14 protein-coding genes are annotated in these 17,950 nt (G+C 47.7%); 6 read left to right on the forward strand and 8 right to left on the reverse strand.

All coding sequences use genetic code 11. The annotated features are described in order from the left end of the window. Positions 1-38 precede the first annotated feature (38 nt). Positions 39-533 (reverse strand): diaminobutyrate acetyltransferase, encoded by a 495-nt coding sequence (ectA, locus tag AC0L4K_RS12295; RefSeq protein ID WP_417221890.1) that lies wholly within the window; start codon positions 531-533, stop codon positions 39-41. A gap of 289 nt (positions 534-822) precedes the next feature. Here ectA and AC0L4K_RS12300 point away from each other — a divergent pair, with 289 nt between their 5' ends. After that, positions 823-1,074, forward strand: coding sequence for a MarR family transcriptional regulator (locus tag AC0L4K_RS12300; protein WP_473266378.1), 252 nt, complete (start codon positions 823-825; stop codon positions 1,072-1,074). Then, positions 1,046-1,315 (forward strand): hypothetical protein, encoded by a 270-nt coding sequence (locus tag AC0L4K_RS12305; RefSeq protein WP_473266380.1) that lies wholly within the window; start codon positions 1,046-1,048, stop codon positions 1,313-1,315. The genes AC0L4K_RS12300 and AC0L4K_RS12305 overlap by 29 nt, the downstream gene beginning before the upstream one ends. A gap of 29 nt (positions 1,316-1,344) precedes the next feature. Here the strand turns inward: AC0L4K_RS12305 and AC0L4K_RS12310 are convergent, their stop codons facing one another. The 4 genes from AC0L4K_RS12310 to apbC all read right to left on the reverse strand — a co-directional run bounded on the left by AC0L4K_RS12310 (position 1,345) and on the right by apbC (position 4,698). Next, positions 1,345-2,007: a hypothetical protein gene (locus AC0L4K_RS12310; protein ID WP_473266381.1), complete on the reverse strand. Its 663-nt coding sequence runs from the start codon at positions 2,005-2,007 to the stop codon at positions 1,345-1,347. A gap of 531 nt (positions 2,008-2,538) precedes the next feature. Continuing rightward, positions 2,539-3,180 carry a hypothetical protein gene (locus AC0L4K_RS12315; protein ID WP_417221885.1) on the reverse strand — a complete coding sequence of 214 codons (642 nt, stop codon included), beginning with the start codon at positions 3,178-3,180 and terminating at the stop codon, positions 2,539-2,541. Continuing rightward, the gene (dcd, locus tag AC0L4K_RS12320) at positions 3,177-3,743 is read right to left on the reverse strand and encodes a dCTP deaminase (RefSeq protein WP_417221884.1); all 567 of its coding nucleotides are present in this window, start codon (positions 3,741-3,743) and stop codon (positions 3,177-3,179) included. The genes AC0L4K_RS12315 and dcd overlap by 4 nt, the downstream gene beginning before the upstream one ends. A 142-nt stretch (positions 3,744-3,885) precedes the next feature. Further along, positions 3,886-4,698, reverse strand: coding sequence for an iron-sulfur cluster carrier protein ApbC (gene apbC / locus AC0L4K_RS12325; protein WP_473266382.1), 813 nt, complete (start codon positions 4,696-4,698; stop codon positions 3,886-3,888). 440 nt (positions 4,699-5,138) lie between these two features. Here apbC and AC0L4K_RS12330 point away from each other — a divergent pair, with 440 nt between their 5' ends. Beyond that, the gene (locus AC0L4K_RS12330) at positions 5,139-6,908 is read left to right on the forward strand and encodes a diguanylate cyclase (RefSeq protein ID WP_473266384.1); all 1,770 of its coding nucleotides are present in this window, start codon (positions 5,139-5,141) and stop codon (positions 6,906-6,908) included. Positions 6,909-6,958: 50 nt separating this feature from the next. Here the strand turns inward: AC0L4K_RS12330 and AC0L4K_RS12335 are convergent, their stop codons facing one another. Continuing rightward, entirely contained in the window at positions 6,959-7,801 is an 843-nt protein-coding gene (locus AC0L4K_RS12335) for a LysR family transcriptional regulator (protein ID WP_473266385.1), read from the reverse strand. A gap of 148 nt (positions 7,802-7,949) precedes the next feature. On the opposite strand from AC0L4K_RS12335, the gene AC0L4K_RS12340 reads away from it, so the two are divergent. The 3 genes from AC0L4K_RS12340 to AC0L4K_RS12350 all read left to right on the forward strand — a co-directional run bounded on the left by AC0L4K_RS12340 (position 7,950) and on the right by AC0L4K_RS12350 (position 13,067). Then, positions 7,950-8,474 carry a lactoylglutathione lyase family protein gene (locus AC0L4K_RS12340; RefSeq protein WP_417221880.1) on the forward strand — a complete coding sequence of 175 codons (525 nt, stop codon included), beginning with the start codon at positions 7,950-7,952 and terminating at the stop codon, positions 8,472-8,474. A 531-nt stretch (positions 8,475-9,005) separates the two neighbouring features. Beyond that, positions 9,006-10,853 carry a monovalent cation:proton antiporter-2 (CPA2) family protein gene (locus tag AC0L4K_RS12345; RefSeq protein ID WP_473266387.1) on the forward strand — a complete coding sequence of 616 codons (1,848 nt, stop codon included), beginning with the start codon at positions 9,006-9,008 and terminating at the stop codon, positions 10,851-10,853. A gap of 291 nt (positions 10,854-11,144) precedes the next feature. Further along, positions 11,145-13,067: an FAD-dependent monooxygenase gene (locus AC0L4K_RS12350; RefSeq protein WP_473266389.1), complete on the forward strand. Its 1,923-nt coding sequence runs from the start codon at positions 11,145-11,147 to the stop codon at positions 13,065-13,067. A 77-nt stretch (positions 13,068-13,144) separates the two neighbouring features. On the opposite strand, the gene AC0L4K_RS12355 is transcribed toward AC0L4K_RS12350, so the two are convergent. Then, positions 13,145-16,597 carry an acyl-[ACP]--phospholipid O-acyltransferase gene (locus tag AC0L4K_RS12355; protein WP_473266391.1) on the reverse strand — a complete coding sequence of 1,151 codons (3,453 nt, stop codon included), beginning with the start codon at positions 16,595-16,597 and terminating at the stop codon, positions 13,145-13,147. A 219-nt stretch (positions 16,598-16,816) separates the two neighbouring features. After that, entirely contained in the window at positions 16,817-17,911 is a 1,095-nt protein-coding gene (trmA, locus tag AC0L4K_RS12360) for a tRNA (uridine(54)-C5)-methyltransferase TrmA (RefSeq protein WP_417221876.1), read from the reverse strand. Positions 17,912-17,950: the final 39 nt, after the last annotated feature.

Genomic DNA, 17,950 nt, shown 5'->3' on the forward strand with positions numbered 1-17,950 from the left:
ATTAGTCAAAAAAGGAATTTATATCGCTATACGAAGGATTAGCGCGGTAGAGGGCCGATACGTGCCAAGAACTCGGAATCGTGCTTATCGTTGAAATGATCGCTGCGATCAAACATCAGAGAACGCTCAAGTGGCGCGCCACAATCATCTGCTAGTCGGTTAAAGAGCGCCCAAGAAGCACTATTATCAGCCGTAATGGTAGTCTCTAGGTGGGTGACAGAGACAGAGGTTTTACGTGCCAGCAGCGCCTGAAGCATATTACTTGCAAGGCCTATTCCACGGGCTTTTGGTGCGATAGCAACCTGCCAGATAAAGAGCACTGAAGGGTCTTTCGGTTGCTGATATCCACTCACGAAACCGACGACTTCACCCTTACTTTCAGCCAACACAGAGGTGTCTGAAAAATGGCTACATTGCAGCAGGTTACAGTAACAGGAGTTGCTATCTAATTCGGGTATATGACTAATGAGAGTATTAACGGAGTCGCCGTCGGCAGCCCCAGGTTTGCGTAAGATTACGCTTGCAATATCCATTGATCCTCAAATATTTAGAATTACTTTTATTTAGCTTTACAATTTATTTTTACATTATAAAACATACTGAAAACAGATAAACAACGCTATTTTTATGAAAAATACACCATAAGAAGCCAAAAAACACACTGATTTCGTAATATTTGCGCCAATATAACACAAACAAAACAAAAATATTAATTAGATATGCTAATTATATTTACTTTCACACTCATAATCCGCCTAAACCCATAGATTATAGGAGTGGATATCCGTAGAATAGCCAACCAAAATTGACATGAGATAAGCCATGGAAAACAGCCAGAAGGCACTGGTATTGCTGCGTCAGATTATCCGCTCGACCGATATGCAAGATAAAGAGATCAGCCGCGGCACCGGGGTGACACCACCACAGTTGATGGTCATGCAAACACTCCGTGAGAACACCCAGCTCACCAGCGGCGAACTCGCCAAAGAGATGGTGTTAACTCAGGCCACCATCACCAGCATTCTTGATCGTTTGGAAAAAAGAATTGGTTGCCCGCGAACGAGGCAAAGATGACAAACGTAAAGTATGGGTTAGCCTAACCGATAAAGGCACTGAACTCATGAAAGGTGCGCCGACCACACAGCAGGATATTTTTGTCAGAAATTTCGAGGATATGCAGAACTGGGAACAATCGATGGTGGTGGCAAGCCTCGAGCGGATCGCCTTTATGCTCAACGCACAACACCTAGATGCCGCGCCGCTACTGGATATCGGCGAGCTTGACCGTACCCAGCAGGAATATGCCAAAAAATGACGACACCCGGTCGGCGTCGTCCTATAAAATCAGTGAATAATCGGCTCGCCAGCATCACTCCCCGGCAACAATGGATGACCACTGCTATCGGTGCCTAACGCCCCCTGCTCTACCGCCAACTCAAGCAGCTGAGAAACCACCATCTGAGTGATATGCGCACTGATAATCATACCCGCCGGTGGATCGCCCTCAAACAAGACCTCATCGACCATGCCATCACCACGCAACCCCAGCAACAGAGGGTTCTCTTGTATTAATGGAGCAATATCATCTGGGGCAAACAGCGAGTATTCCGAAGCCACCTGCAGCGCCAAGTTATACGCATTATGTGGAGCACTACTCAACAACTGGGCATAGGCCGATTCGGCACGAGTCATCACACCGGTCAATAGACTCTCACCCGGTTTAACCAAATTTTCACGGGCAGTATCTGAAGTACTGTAATCCACTTCCGTTACCTCTGGCTCTGGCAACGATAACTCTTCAGCATCAAGCTGTAGGCGCCCATCATCACCTAACCCTAGCCAACCATTCTCTAGCGCTATATCAATCAACCCTTCCATCATCGCCGCCGCGATATTGGCGCTGATTATCATGCCAACACTGGGATTTTCACGCTCACTCTCACTGACCACCAACACCCCTCGACGGGCTGCCAGCAGCGTTGGATCTTCAGCTACGACACGCGCCAATTCATCAGCATTGAGATAGAGCCGCTCATGACAGATTTTTTCCGCCGTGGTATAGGGGTAACGCCCCCCCTGTCTCCATCAAATCAAGATAGTCAGCTCTTACCTGTGATATCAGCGTTGTTAATAACTGGCTCATATTTATCTCCATAATGCCGCAGCCCACAGCATCATTTAATATTAGTCGATCAACTCGCAAAGAAGCTAATCCTTCATCTATACTGAATTGGCTGCCCGCAAACAGGCCAGTAAACACTCTATTAAAGCGCCCCATATCTTGATATATAGGATATATACCCTAACCTAGCCCAATAATAACGGGAGCGATTTATATCAGCCTAATGTTTAACGCTTGTCAGCCGAAGCTATAAAAAGAGGCAGGACTCCTTACAACAGGCCCGGACTCCATACCTCTACGGATAAAAATAAGAAGAGGATGCATTATGTCTAGCTGGATACTCTGGAACAACGCGGCGGATGAAGATGACGAAGAAGGGAGCATCTACATACTATCGGATAACTAACACCACCGATTCAATGATAGATTAGCCCGATAGGGCTAATCTGATGACGCCGCTGATCAAAACAGCTGCGCAATGCCGACAAAGGCTGCAGCGCATAATCAATCGGGTCAACAGGCAAATCATACCAGTCCAGGGTTGAAACCCGGGTCATAAGATCGTATTCGCCGATCAAAGCATCCAGATAGATCATCACCGCTTCAATACGCGGCTCCATATCCAACGTGACTGGCAGGTCCTGCATATAAATATCCAGATGATAACGCCCAGATTCAACCCGAAAGCCAAACCAGAATTCATCTAATTGAAACTGCTCATCGCCAAAATTAACCGTCGCAGGCACGGGATCATAGCGATTATTAAACGCTACAAAACTGACACCACCGATATCCGGCGCCGCCCCCACCAAGGTCAGCACCGAGCTGATTGATTCAGGATAGCCATCACAGCCGAACACCATCTCAACATTACCTTCCCCCTCTTCACGCTCAAAATGAAAGGTTAGATTCGCATCGATGTTTCTGAGGCTTTTACTGTATTCCAGCAACAAGGATTCATTTTCAAACTGACTTTCCGATTCACTGATTAACAGCCGTTCGATTGTCTGCTCTACCTGCTGCCAGAAACTCTGAATTTTTTTACTTGCTTCAATCATGTACGCGGTACAACCACTCCGGTTTGACCCTGATACTTACCATCACGATCTTTATATGAGGTTTCACACACTTCATCCGCCCCTAAGAACAACATCTGAGCCACGCCTTCGTTGGCATAGATCCTAGCCGGCAGAGGCGTGGTATTAGAGAATTCAAGGGTCACATGACCTTCCCACTCAGGCTCTAACGGCGTGACATTGACAATAATACCGCAGCGGGCATAGGTGCTTTTACCCAGACAAATAGTCAATACATCCCGAGGAATCCGAAAATACTCAACCGTGCGCGCTAACGCAAAGGAGTTCGGCGGGATAATACAAACATCTGATTGGACATCAACAAAGCTCCCATCATCGAAATTTTTCGGATCGACAATAGAGGAGTTGATATTAGTGAAAATCTTAAATTCATCGGCACAACGAACATCATAACCATAACTAGACGTGCCATAAGAGATCAGTCGTTCATCACCGCGGCGACGTACCTGACCCGGCTCAAAAGGCTCGATCATGCGCTGTTCCAAAGACCTACGACGAATCCAGCTGTCAGATTTGATACCCATCTTTTCAGTTCCAGTTGTATGTTAATTGTGCGGCCGCACATAATATCGTTTTTGCTCAAAAAAAACCGCACTTTTACAAAAAAAATGCGGTTGGCCGGTAGCCTACACGCCATCTAATACGACGGCGTCAACTGCCTATATATTAGTCCTGATTGATCGAGATATTCGGCATCGCCTGTTGTGCACCACTGCGTGCCTTCAACGCCTCAACAACCTGACGCGCCGTCGCACGATAAATCTGAGACTCAGGGCCCTGAGGGTCTGCCACCAACGTGGGAACACCACCATCAACTGCTTCGCGAATCGACATTTTAAGCGGTAACTGTCCCAACAAGGGTGCATCATAAGTTCGCGACAACTCTTCACCGCCGCCGCTGCCAAAAATAGCTTCGGTATGGCCACACTGGCTACAGATATGCACACTCATATTTTCAACAATACCCAATACTGGGATATCAACCTTACGGAACATTTCTATCCCTTTACGAGCATCCAACAACGCAATATCTTGTGGTGTCGTGACGATCACTGCTCCGCTCACCGGCACTTTCTGTGACAGAGTCAGTTGAATATCACCCGTACCCGGTGGCATATCAACAAACAGATAATCCAGATCACTCCACTCGGTCTGCGTTAGCAACTGTTGCAAGGCACCGCTGGCCATCGGCCCACGCCAAACCATCGGCTGTGTCTCATCAATCAGAAACGCAATAGACATCACTTCCACACCGTGTGCGATCAACGGTTTCATCGCTTTTTCACCGACCGGTTCAGGCCGTGTGCCCGGCGGTACACCTAACATCGTCCCCATACTCGGACCGTAAATATCCGCATCCAGCACACCGACACGATAACCTTCAGCCGCCATCGCCAGCGCCAAATTAACCGTTGTAGTCGACTTACCAACACCGCCTTTACCGGATGCAACCGCCACTATATTTTTTACATTCTGCATTAGAAATACCCCAAACAGCGGTCGTACCGATTACCGCTCAATAATAACCAACCAATTTAGTAGGAATTATGCCTTAAAGTAGCCCATAACTCCAATGATGCTAGAAGTTCTCGTTGATGGTAGAAAGCGATTTTATCCCTTGCAATGATGAAGGTCACACCATGTGGATGCAGACAATTACTCATAACATCGAAGCGGGGTTTTACCACCATTACGATGCCGATAGCTTCCGGGGAAAGCCAGCGAGGGCGCTGTAGCACAGCCAAAACGATTCACATTAAACCACGCTGTCATTATGGGTAGTAAACAGCTGATTTATCATGAATTTAGCCATCAGCAACAGATTTGTCATTGATTAATGACTATAGTTAAAGCCATCACCAACCAGTTGTTGGTCGGGCATGTGTTGAGGCGACACCTATAAAATGAGAAAACCGTAGATGAAGTCTGTTCCATTACGCTGGTTGATCGTCACCCCGTTCGTCGTGCTTGCATTGATATCGGGTATAACGATGTACTTTGTATCCACCGTCACTATTTCAAATATTGCCACCAGCGTCGGCGCCCAATATATCAAAGAGGTCGAAAACCGAATTTATGATCGCGTTCAAGACTTCATGGCACCGTTAAGCGATATTGTCGAGCTTAACCTCAGCGCCTTTTCTCACCGCCCAGAACTGCTTGATGACCTACCCCAGATTGCCGATCGGTTTTACGAACAAGCCACGCCTTACAATCAGATGACCTTTATCTCCACGGCAACCGCCGATGGCCGCTACCTTGCCTCGGCACAAGACCCGACCATCAGCGGCAAGCACAATATCGCCGCCAACTTCATTAACAAACCGCTGACAATGGAAGGTTTTGAGTACGATCCAGTCAACTTTATTGGCCCGAAGATACTGTCCGATGCTACCTTTAGTTACGACCCACGGGGAAGACCTTTTTATAAGGACGCCATAAAAGAAAATAAAATGACCTGGAGTGATATTCATTCTTATTATGGTTATCCAACCCTCGGCATCGGCTTATCTGCGCCCATATATGATCAGCAGGGCACCCTTTTAGGGGTAACAGCGACAAGCATCGCGTTAATTGAACTCGATAAATACCTTGAATCGCTCGAACTAGTCGAAGGGGCTTACCTCTTTTTAGCCGAAGAGGATGGTGCGTTAATCGCCACCTCAGAACAGGGCGAGTTGTATCGCAAAGCAGATGGAGTTACCCACCGTGTTAACCTCAACAATCATCCGAACACAACCTTACAGTTGGCGAGCCAAACCTTAACCCCAGGCACTCACAAATTCAGCGATAACGGACAGGAATATTTATATTTCGTCCGCTCGATTTCGCTCAAGTATGGTAAAAACTGGCTCATCGGGATTCTCATCCCTAGCGCTTATCATAAGAGTTTATTAACGGACTACACTCAAAGTACGATTATCATTACCTTGGCACTGTTTATCTGCATAGGCTTACTCGGCTCACTGATCGCTTGGTATATCGGCAAACCGATACAGGTGCTCAATCAAGCCGCTAACAGCAAGAATATAAAAAGTATTCAGCTGTTACCTCATCCTCTGAGTCACGTGAGTGAGATCAACTCCCTCAGCCAAGGACTCAGTTCAATGGCCGATACCCTTTCCGACATCATGCAAAACCTAGAGAAAAAAGTGGCGGAAAGAACATCTGTTTTACAGGACGAAAATGATTCTCTACTCGAGAACTCGCTAACCGATGAATTAACACAGCTATACAACAGACGAGGGTTTAACCAGATATTGGAACTCGCCTTGAACAAAGCTCAACAATCCCACCAGCAAATCACCTTTGTCTTATGTGATATTGACCACTTTAAGCGCATTAACGATGAGTTTGGCCACACCGCCGGTGATATTGCCTTAGTGGCCGTTGCCACAAACCTAAGAAATAACACACGAGCATCTGTCGATATTGTTGCCCGCTACGGCGGTGAAGAGTTCATCATGGTATTCATTAATACCGATGTTACTCAGGTCATGAGCCGGCTCAGCAGTATCCAAGAGAACTTCAAGACCCACCCAGTAATTAAGAACCAGCACATCACTATGAGCTTTGGCGTAGTGCATATAGATGCAGGTTCATCGTTGTCTGCAGATGATCTGATTGAACAAGCCGACAGAAAACTTTATCAAGCCAAAAATAGTGGTCGGAACAAGATAGTCAGCTGATAGTTAGCCCTTGCCTACTCGCTAATAACGCCTGCCGCCGCCAAACTTAACTAGGCCCAAAGCCTCAGCAGAAGGTTTTTTATTAACCCATAGCGCGCCGCTAAAGGCCGGTGTTTTTTATAGATAAGATACACCGTTTCATTGACGGGTGATGCCAGCGCTGCCAATTGAATTTGCTCGGGATAAGGAAAAGCCTTTACCGAAGACCGAGGCAAAACCGAAAAACCTAACCCCTGCGACACCGGCAGCAAAATCTGACTGAGCTGATTAATATAGCCCGATGTCGCGATCTTTTCGATGCCTTGATATAACTCAGGAAAGTTCGCCTGCAACACTTGTGTGGCGTAATGCTGCCCGTCGGGATGATCAATAAACCCCAACTGCAGCAATGTCTCCCAATTAGCATCACCCCCTACAGGCAGCACTAAGCAAAGCGCGTCCTCACCCAGCACCTGCTGCTCTAATGTGGGTTCAGCAATTAATTGCGTCACAATGCCAATATCTGAACGATTTTTTTGAATACGTTCAATAATGGCCGTATTAGGTGCCGCCTCAATATTCACAGTAATGGCCGGATATTGCTTTTGTAACTCAAGTAACTGAGGGTAAAGCTGCATGGCCATAGAACCCGAACAAGCGACCTTGCACGCCCCTCGATACTGGTCATCATTAGCCAGTGCACTCACTAATTCAGCCTCGGCATCCGCTTGCTGTAAGCCAAACTGATACAAGCGCTCACCCGCCGGCGTTAGCTCAAATGTTTTGCCATAACGATTCAACAATGGCTTATCCAGCGCGGTTTCAAGTTTTTTAATATGCTGGCTCACCCCTGGTTGAGTCATATGCAACATTTGTGCGGTGCGGGTGAAATGCTTAGTTTGAACCAGACTCATGAAGGTACGTAGAAAAACGGGATTAATCATAATATAAAGTTATTAAAATAATCATAAATGATAATTTTATATTAATCGCATGGTTTTATACACTCTTTCTATACCCACTCTCCCCCCAAGCCACATCAACCGCGTTGGAGCGAATACCATGCAAGATTCACCTACTAACACACCTAACGCCTACCCGCGTACTTTTTCCCATATAGGTATTTCAGTCCCTGACCTAGAGGCGGCTGTCAAATTCTATACCGAGGTACTCGGCTGGTATCTCATTATGGAACCGACACTGATCGTCGAAGATGACAGTCCCATTGGTGAGATGTGCACCGATGTCTTTGGAGCCAACTGGGAATCATTCAGAATTGCCCACCTATCAACCGGTGATCGCATCGGGGTTGAGCTGTTCCAATTTAAAAACCAGCAAAACCCTGAAGATAATTTTGAATACTGGAAAACCGGCGTATTTCACTTCTGCGTGCAAGACCCTGACGTTGAAGGCCTAGCAGACAAAATTGTCGCCGCCGGTGGCAAAAAACGCATGGCAAAACCACGTTATTACTACCCCGGTGAAAAGCCTTACCGGATGATCTATATGGAAGACCCGTTCGGCAATATTCTAGAAATTTACAGCCATAGTTACGAACTGCACTATGCCTCAGGTGCCTACAACTAATCCCTAACCCAAACATCCTTACGACAACAGCGGCAGCGATAACGCTGACTCAGTTCATCGCTGCCGCTTTGCTTCAATAATGACTGTCAATTTATCACCAGAAAATAGTGTTTAACCCCCAACGCGATTAGATAAAGGATCTAATATTCACCCGCCGTTATACAGCTGTATTTTGACATACCGCTAGCGCTATAAACCTCACCCTATATCACGATAACGCTGATCTGTAGACAACCTGACCGCCTACCTAACGTGGCACTCTCCCGTGTATTGAAAAAGTAATTCATGTGAACGGTGAAGTACTAGTAGCGGTGAACGATTCGCTTGCTTGATGCTAACCATTGAACCCCAGCCCCAACCACTGAAATAACAGCTGTGCATCGCTACTATTTTCTCGATAACACCACTCGAAAAATGGCATACTAATCCGTGCCCACATCAGCCAATATTTAGCTTATTAACGCATCCAGACTTGCTGTACTAGCAGCACTATCGCTAACAATAAGACTTTTGAACCAAAAAGAATTCATTATGACGACCTACTTTATCCAAGCCGCTATCTATCTCTTAGTTGCAGTCATCTGTGTGCCACTCGCCAAAAGACTGGGGTTAGGTTCGGTGCTCGGTTACCTCATCGCTGGTGTCATCATCGGCCCCATTACCGGATTAGTCGGCGACGAAACAACCACTATTCAGCATTTCGCTGAGTTTGGTGTCGTAATGATGCTCTTTGTTGTGGGCCTAGAGCTTTCACCGAAAGCATTATGGAATATGAAAAATCGGCTCATTAGTTTGGGCGGTTTACAAATTAGTTTAACCACCCTCGCGATCACTCTATTGGGGATGGCGTTAGAGTTTCCATGGCAACCCTCACTAGTGGTTGGGCTGATATTCTCGTTGTCATCAACCGCCATTGTAATGCAGAGCTTTGCGGAGAAATCACTCAACAAGACAGATGGTGGCCGGGCCGCATTCTCTATCCTGCTATCTCAAGATATCGCCGTTATCCCGATGCTAGCGGTCATTCCTCTCTTAGCGATCCCGGCCTATTTTGGTATGCCAGAGGTTGCCTCATCAGCCTCAGAGCACGACAGTATTTCATTGGTTGAGCAGCTATCCGGTTGGCAATATGCCGGCGTTATCGCCTTTGCAATCACCCTAATTATTGTCCTCGGCCATTATATTTCGAAACCCTTATTTACCTGGGTCGCCAATACCGGGCTACGTGAAATATATACCGCCACCGCATTATTACTGGTTATCGCCATTGCCGCTTTAATGAGTTTGGTTGGTCTGTCACCTGCCCTAGGGACATTTTTAGCCGGGGTCGTGTTAGCTAATAGCGAGTTTCGCCACGAGCTGGAGAGTAATATCCAACCCTTTAAAGGTTTATTGCTGGGGTTGTTTTTCATCACCGTGGGAGCGGGTATTAGCTTCGCCGTTATTGCGGAGAACTTTTGGCTTATCAGCAGCTTAACCCTTGGCGTTATCATCATAAAAGCCGCGGTATTATTGTGCTTAGCGATTATTTTCAGTATTAGAAAAGCAGATGGTTGGTTACTAACGTTAAGCTTGGCACAAGCGGGTGAATTTGGCTTTGTCGTACTCAGTGTGTCATCACAGAGTCAGGCACTCCCTAACGAATGGATCGCCATTCTATCGCCGGTGATCACCCTTTCTATGTTTTTAACCCCGCTACTATTCATCTTATATGACAGGGTTATTACTCCTAAGTATCTAATCAGTCAGCAATCGAAAGAAGCCGATAGTATCGATAAAAAAGGCCAAGTCATCATTGCAGGCATTGGCCGCTTCGGTCAGGTAATCAATCGTTTATTAACGGCCAATGGCTTTGAAACCACGGTTATTGACCAATCGACCACGGTTATTGATCGAGTGAAAAAAATCGGCATGCATGCCTACTATGGTGATGCCACCGACTCTGCACTGCTATACACCGCAGGGCTCGATGAAGCGTCGCTGTTCGTCATAGCCATCGATGACAAAGAGCGTGTTTTACCATTGGTTAAACATGTGAAACAGTTTCACCCAAACCTACCGATCATTGCACGCGCTTACGATCGTGGTCATGCCTATGCCCTCGAAGAGGCCGGCGCAGATCATGTCTTTATTGAATCCTATTTTACAGCCTTAGAAATGAGCAAAACATCATTACAGGTATTAGGCTTTTCACAGAGTACCGCCGAAAAAGCGAAATCAGTGTATTACCAGACCGAGCAGCAACATCATAAAGACCTGCTAAAAGCGTCCATTGATGCCAAGAAAGAAAGCCATCTGGTTAATAACTATATCGAACTGTTTATCTCACTCGAAAAAGAGATGCAAGCGGCCATGAAAGAGCAACTTAAGGATAAGTGAAATCTGTTCAGGCCCGTCAATTGAACCTGATAGGCCACGTCGATAACAGACGCTATCAAACCATAGACGGGGAGTGACAATCTTATGCGCTAATGATGACCAACAATCGCCACTGAAGATCCCCTGTCACTTTAATAGCATACCATTCACCAAAATCCTTTACCGCCCTTCATGCTAGAGTCCCCATTTTTAGGGGACAAACTCACGACCTCAATCCACGTAGTCTATTCGTATCAAGCACAGGTTGATAACGACAATAAGACCCCGCAAACATGCGAAGAGGATTAAGTGATGCAGTATCATCTCAATGGTTTTAAACCCGGCAACCACCAAATTCCCGATGCCGCACGAGAACCCGCCAGCCTAGCACCGATAGTCGATCTACCTAGCGAGGTGGATGTATTAATTGTCGGCTGTGGCCCTGCAGGGTTAGCGTTAGCACGGCAGCTGGCCGCTTTCGGTGATATCAAAACCTGCATCGTTGAACAGAAACCGGGCCCAATGCTGTTTGGCCAAGCCGATGGAATATCCTGCCGAACGATGGAGATTATGGAAGCCTTTAATAGCAGCGAGATGCTGGTTAAAGAAGCTTACCAACTCCATAAAAATGCCTTCTGGGAACCCGACAACGAACAACCCAACCACATAAAGCGTACCCACAAAGTCGCCGATGCCCGGCTTGGGCTCTCTGAGTTCACCCATAGCGTTGTTAACCAGGCTCGGCTTCATGACATCTTACTGGAAGGTATGGCGCAATCAGTAACTCATCTCGTGCCCCACTACAACCGCCAACTACTAACGCTCGAAGTCGATTCTGAGCTAACCCAAGACCTTAATGCTTATCCGATTACGGCCAGCTTTGAACGCGTTGACGCCCAGCCTGCCAAGGTCGAAACCATCAGGGCACGCTATGTAGTCGGCTGTGATGGTGCAAGAAGCGCTGTGCGCAAAAATCTGTCGATTGTATTGGAAGGTGATTCCGCCAATAAGGCATGGGGAGTGATGGATGTTTTATTAGTCACCGACTTCCCCGACATCCGGGTGAAGAGCTTTATACAATCGAAAGACAATGGCGCGGTGATGCTGATCCCCCGAGAAGGGGGTTATCTCGTCAGACTCTATGTCGAGCTCGACCTATTGGACAAAGATCAAAGAGCCTCCAATCTAGAACTCAACGTTGATGATATTATCGCCAAGGCGCAACTGATCATGAGCCCTTATCAAGTGGATGTGAAAGAGGTTGCTTGGTGGTCGATCTACGAGGTTGGCCAACGGGTCGCGGACCGGTTTGATAATACCCCGGCAGGTAACCCAGAAGGACTGATTCCCCGTGCCTTTGTTGCCGGTGATGCCTGTCATACCCACAGTCCAAAAGGGGGATGGGGTTTAAATACCTCCCTGCCCGACACCTTTAATCTTGGCTGGAAACTGGCAGCGGTATTGCGTGGCCAAAGTGATGCAAAACTACTGCAGACTTATTCATCAGAGCGCCGGAAAATCGCTCAACAGCTGATTGAAGCAGATCAGCAGATGTCAGCGCTGGTAGCAACCCGCCCAAGCGCGCAGAAAGATACCCAAGTGAAAACCAATACCGCTGATATCGAGAAATTTATAGCCCGCCAGAATGGTTTTATTGCCGGCACCTCAATCCAATATAATCCTTCATTTATCTGCAGCGGCACTGAACATCAACACCTCGCAACAGGATTTACGATTGGTCAGCGCTTCCATTCCGCCGAAGCTATACGACTAGCCGACGGTCGCCCACAGCACTTAGGTCATCTCAATAAAGCCGATGGTCGCTGGCGTACCTTTATCTTTGGCAATCAACAAAACCCTACCGATAGAGCATCAGACGTCTATCAGTTGGTACAGTTCCTCGAGTCTTCGGTCACCTCGCCGGTTAAAAAATACACCCAAGATAATGCCGATATCGACGCAGTCATTGATGTCTATGGCGTGTTTCAACAACAAGACCTGTTAATTGAAAACCTACCAGATTATCTCTGGCCTACCAAAGGAAAATACGGACTCAGAGATTATGAAAAGGTCTTTCATGCCAAACAAGACAGCGATATTTTTTCTCAACGAGGTATCGACCGCACCAGTGGTTGCATGGTTGTAGTGCGACCCGACCAGCATATTGCGACGATATTACCCCTCAATGCGACTGAAGAGTTGAGTGCATTTTTTGCTGAATTTATGCTGGCATAAAGCAATTTAACCTGACCAAAGCCAAGAAAGATGACAGCGCCTCTAAAAAGAACTCTTTTCGGAGGCGCGATAAACCATCAAGCTTGCATCAGTTGCTCGGCCATTAGACGTGCAGCGGGATAATCCGTTTTACCGCTGCCCAACAGCGGCACCTGATCAACCCGAAAGACCTTGGTCGGCAGCATCAACGGTGCAACCTGACTAACCAAGACTCGGCGGAAAGTGTCAACCTCGATATCCGCATCCACTAACAACACCACCTGCTCGCCTTTACGCTCATCCGGCATATTAATCGCCACCAGCCCCGCATCATCTTGCTCAAGGTGCTTGCGAATCTCAAGTTCGACCGCCCCCAGGCTGACCATCTCGCCACCGAGTTTGGCAAAGCGAGAATAGCGATCAACAATGGTCAAAAAACCATCCTCATCGAGGTGACCCTTATCTCCGCTCTTATACCAGCGCAGCCCGTCCAACTCGACAATAACCTCTGCGGTTTTGGTTGGGTTATTAAGGTAGCCCTGCATAATCTGAGTGCCACCGATCAGAATCAGACCATCCTCACCGGTCGGTAACTCCGCCAACGTCTCGGGATCAACAATCCTAAAAGTCGACCCCGGTAACGCCAAGCCTACCGTCCCGGGACGGGTACCCACCTGTAAAAACCAGCCATCGACAGAAAGGTGATCCGGCAAATTAACACTGGCCACCGGGGTTGTCTCCGTCGAACCATAGCCCTCAACCACCGGCACCCGAAAACGGGTTTCAAAGGCTTGCTGCACCGCAGGATCAAGCCGCTCCGCACCAGCAACCGCCACGCGAATAGACTGGAACATCAACGGATGAAGCTTTTTAGTATGGGTATAGAGCCGTAAAAACGTCGAAGTAGCACAGATCATCGTCGCCCGGTATTTAGCCACCCCTTTACCGATATTGTAACCATCGGTTGGATCCGGGTGACACACCACCGGTATCCCTTCAATCAATGGCATAAAGGTAGTGACTGTCAGACCAAAAGCGTGGAACAGCGGCAATGTCGCCATAATGCAGTCATCATCACGCACATTCAGCACATCGGCAATCTGACGCAGATTAGCCAAAATATTCCGATGACTCAGCATAACACCCTTCGGCGCGCCCTCACTGCCGGACGAAAACATAATCGCGGCGGTATCTTCAACTCGACGCCCGGCACCTAACCAACCCTGTAGAAAAGAGGTAGGAAGAAAGCTCAGCAACCCCATGGTTAGCAGTGCTTCAGTTTTGCCAATCGCCTCTTTAACCTCTTCCATGTAGATTACCCGACGCCCAGCAAACAGCGGTTCAGGATCGATACCACGGGCCTTCAGCTTAGCAACAAACTTATGTGCCGTCAGAATAGTACTAACCTCAGCCTGCTCCAAGGCAGCCAGTTGAGCCGCCTCACTGGCGGTAAAGTTCAGGTTAACCAGTGTCCGTCCGGCAAATAACCCGGCGAGGTTAGCAATGGCACCGGCACTCGAGGTCGGCAGTAATAATCCCAACCGCTGCCCCGGTGTCTTTTTGAGACGTCGACTAAACAGCACCACGGCGGTTAACAAACGTCGATAGCTGAGTGGTTCACCCTGCACATCGGTAATGGCCATATCAGACAACTGCGACTTAGCCGTCTGAATAAAGCTCTGGGGTATCGGTTTCAGGGTCTGGGTATAACGCTCCCATGTATGAATCGATAGTTCTGTGACTTTCTTTTTAACCTCTGAAGCATTACTGCTAACCGGCATCGGCTGACCGTAAGCAACGATCACATCACGCTTCAATCCACCACGGCGAATGGTTTTCATCTTATCGGTAGAGCGAGAAAAGCGACTGCCCCATAAGCCCCGAAGATAAAACGGTACAATGACCCCGTTTGCCCCTTCACAAGCGTGCTCAAAACCCCGCTTAAACTCACCGATCTGACCGGTATAACTGATCGCCCCCTCAGGGAAGAGGCAGACCACATGCCCCGCACTAATCAGGTCTCTGACACTGTTCAATGCTTCGCGGCTTTTGCCCTTAGAGATAGGCACCACTTTATACATCGATAAAAACCATTTCAGATACCAGCGCTCATAGATTGAACGCTCCATCACAAAATGAATATGGCGTGGGCAAGCCATCTGAATCATCGCCCAATCCAACCAACTAATGTGATTGCCCAATAAGAGTACCCCTTGGCCAGAACGGGGCAGGTTCTCAAACCCTAATACCTGCAGGTTATATTTACGCTTAATCAACCCGGCCACCAGCACCCGCACCAATGCTTGCGGTAGCATCCGAATCGCGCAGAGCGCACCGATCACAGCAATAAAGGCCAGCAACCAAAGCAGCCACAAACCATCGATGCCCGCCCAGGCAAATAACACGGTTAAACCGAGAAAACCGAGCATGGCGATATTTTGAATGAAGTTACTGCCCGCTAATACTTTACCGGTTTCTTTTTGACCCGCATTAAATTGAATCAGTGATTGCAGCGGGACATTCAGCAGTGCGCCGCTCAGGCCGATCAGGAAAAAAATACCGCCCTGAGAATAGACCGATGCCGCTTGCGGCAACAACACCAAGCCAGTGGCAATACCTACCGCGCCCAAAGGAATCAGACCAATATTGATATAGTGAGGTGACCAACGACCCGCCAGCACGGAGCCAGCCATAATACCGACGCCGGCTAACGCCATCGTGCCCTGAATCACAAAGGTGTTATGAATCCCATGATGAGCTTCCGCTACCGCAGGAAACACCGCCAACATCACTTGGCTGATCGACCAAAACAACGAGACACCAACAATCGACAACCAAATAGTGCGATTATGATAGATACCTGAGACATTCTGGCGCAAGGTCTTACCAGTACGGTAAGCCTGCCAATCATAATTTAACTGATCATCGGTCTCCCGGGTTTTAGGCAAACGATACGCTAAGAGCAACTCACCGATAGCGCCCAGCACCAACAACCATCCTAACGGGGCGATCTTACGTAAACTCTCTTCAGGCGATAGCTGAAAAGCCCCCTCAACCCGCATCTCAAACAGCAACGAAAATACGGCAATACCGGAAAGGATAGCCACCATGGTGACCGCCTGAACCCAACCATTCCCTTCGGTAATATTTTCTTCGCCTACCAGTTCGCGGATAAAACCATATTTAGCCGGGGAGTAAAAAGCGCTTTGCAGCGCCAACACAAAGGTCAACGCAAAGGCGGCTAAAAACCAACCTTGAAAATAACAGAGCGTTATTAGCAGCGTGGCACCGACCGCCGCCCAAGCGGAAAATCTCATCACCCGATTTTTAGGGTATTTATCGGCCAGAAACCCCGCCGGGGTGAACAGCATAATAAAGGGGAGCAAAATCAAACCATTAACCACGGCGGTCAAGACAATCTGTAGATCACCGTCATACGCTTTAAACAACGTATTTTGAATAATGATTTTATGCCCAAGATCGACAAACGCATTGATAAAGGCAATGGCAATAAATGCCAGAAAACCATTGATACGAAGAAGTGCTGACATCCTACTCTCCTTGACAGAACGAAGCAGTGACGGACCATACCGATGCGATGACAACCGGCGCTGAAGTTAAACTGAGCATAACACTACCTCCCGTTAAAATGATTCCGGAAGTATCTTTTTATCACGCGAATAACGCTATCTATGCAGAAGGAGTATTGAAATATAATACCCTTGGGTGAGTTCAGAGCACCCAAGGAGTATTTAAGCAGGATCAAACCATTATTTCCGGGTCAGATAAACACCGCACTCGAGGTGGTGGGTATAGGGAAACTGATCGAAGATCGCAAAACGTTGCAACTCATGGGTCTGGGTCAATTGTTGCAAATTATTATGCAGCGTTTCCGGATTACAGGAAACATAAACAATATTGTCATACTCGGCCACCTGTTTAACGGTCTCATCATCCAGCCCGCTGCGCGGTGGATCGACTAACACCGTACTAAAATTATAGGTACTCAGGTCAACCTTACTCTGTTTCAGGCGACGGAATTCACGTACCCCTTGCAGGGCTTGGGAAAACTCCTCGCTGGACATCCGCAGAATCTTAACGTTATCCACCTGATTGGCGGCGATATTATATTGCGCCGCTTCAACCGACACTTTGGCTATCTCGGTGGCGATCACCTGATCGAAGTTTTGCGCCAGCGCCATGGTGAAATTGCCATTACCACAATACAACTCAACCAGATCACCACCCGCGTTTCGCGTGACATCCTGCGCCCACTCCAACATCTGAATACAGACACCACCATTCGGTTGAGTGAAGCTGTTTTCAACCTGTTTGTAAATCAGCTCACGACCACCCACGGGCATCTTTTCAATGGCGTAATCTTGATCCAATATAATTTTGGTTTTACGGCTACGACCAATAAAGTGGATGCCAAAATGCTGTTTAAGCTTTTTCGCTTCCTCGGTCCAGGCTTCATCCAACGGTTTGTGATAGAGCAAGCTGATAATCACTTCACCGGACAGGGTGCTGAGGAAATCCACCTGAAACAGACGACGGCGTAACAGTTCATTCGGTCGCAGATAGTCCAACAGCTTAAACATAACCTGCTGGATCGGTTCAGACACCATCGGACAACTTTCTAAGCGGCTGTGCTGATGCTTATCGCCGGGTTGGAACATCACGTAGTAAAGATCATCACCCTCATGCCAAACACGAAATTCGGCGCGCAAACGATAAGCGGTTTTCTCGGATTCAAACAGTTCGATATCAGGCGGACAAAAATCGCTAAACTGCTGTTCGATTTCAGCTTTCTTTTCGCTCAGCTGAGCATCATAGCGGGACGGATCAACAACAGGCAGCGCCATCTAAACCTCGATAGAATGTAAGGGGAAATAGGCCGCGCA

The sequence above is a fragment of the Amphritea sp. GJ51-11 genome (genome assembly GCF_055808735.1).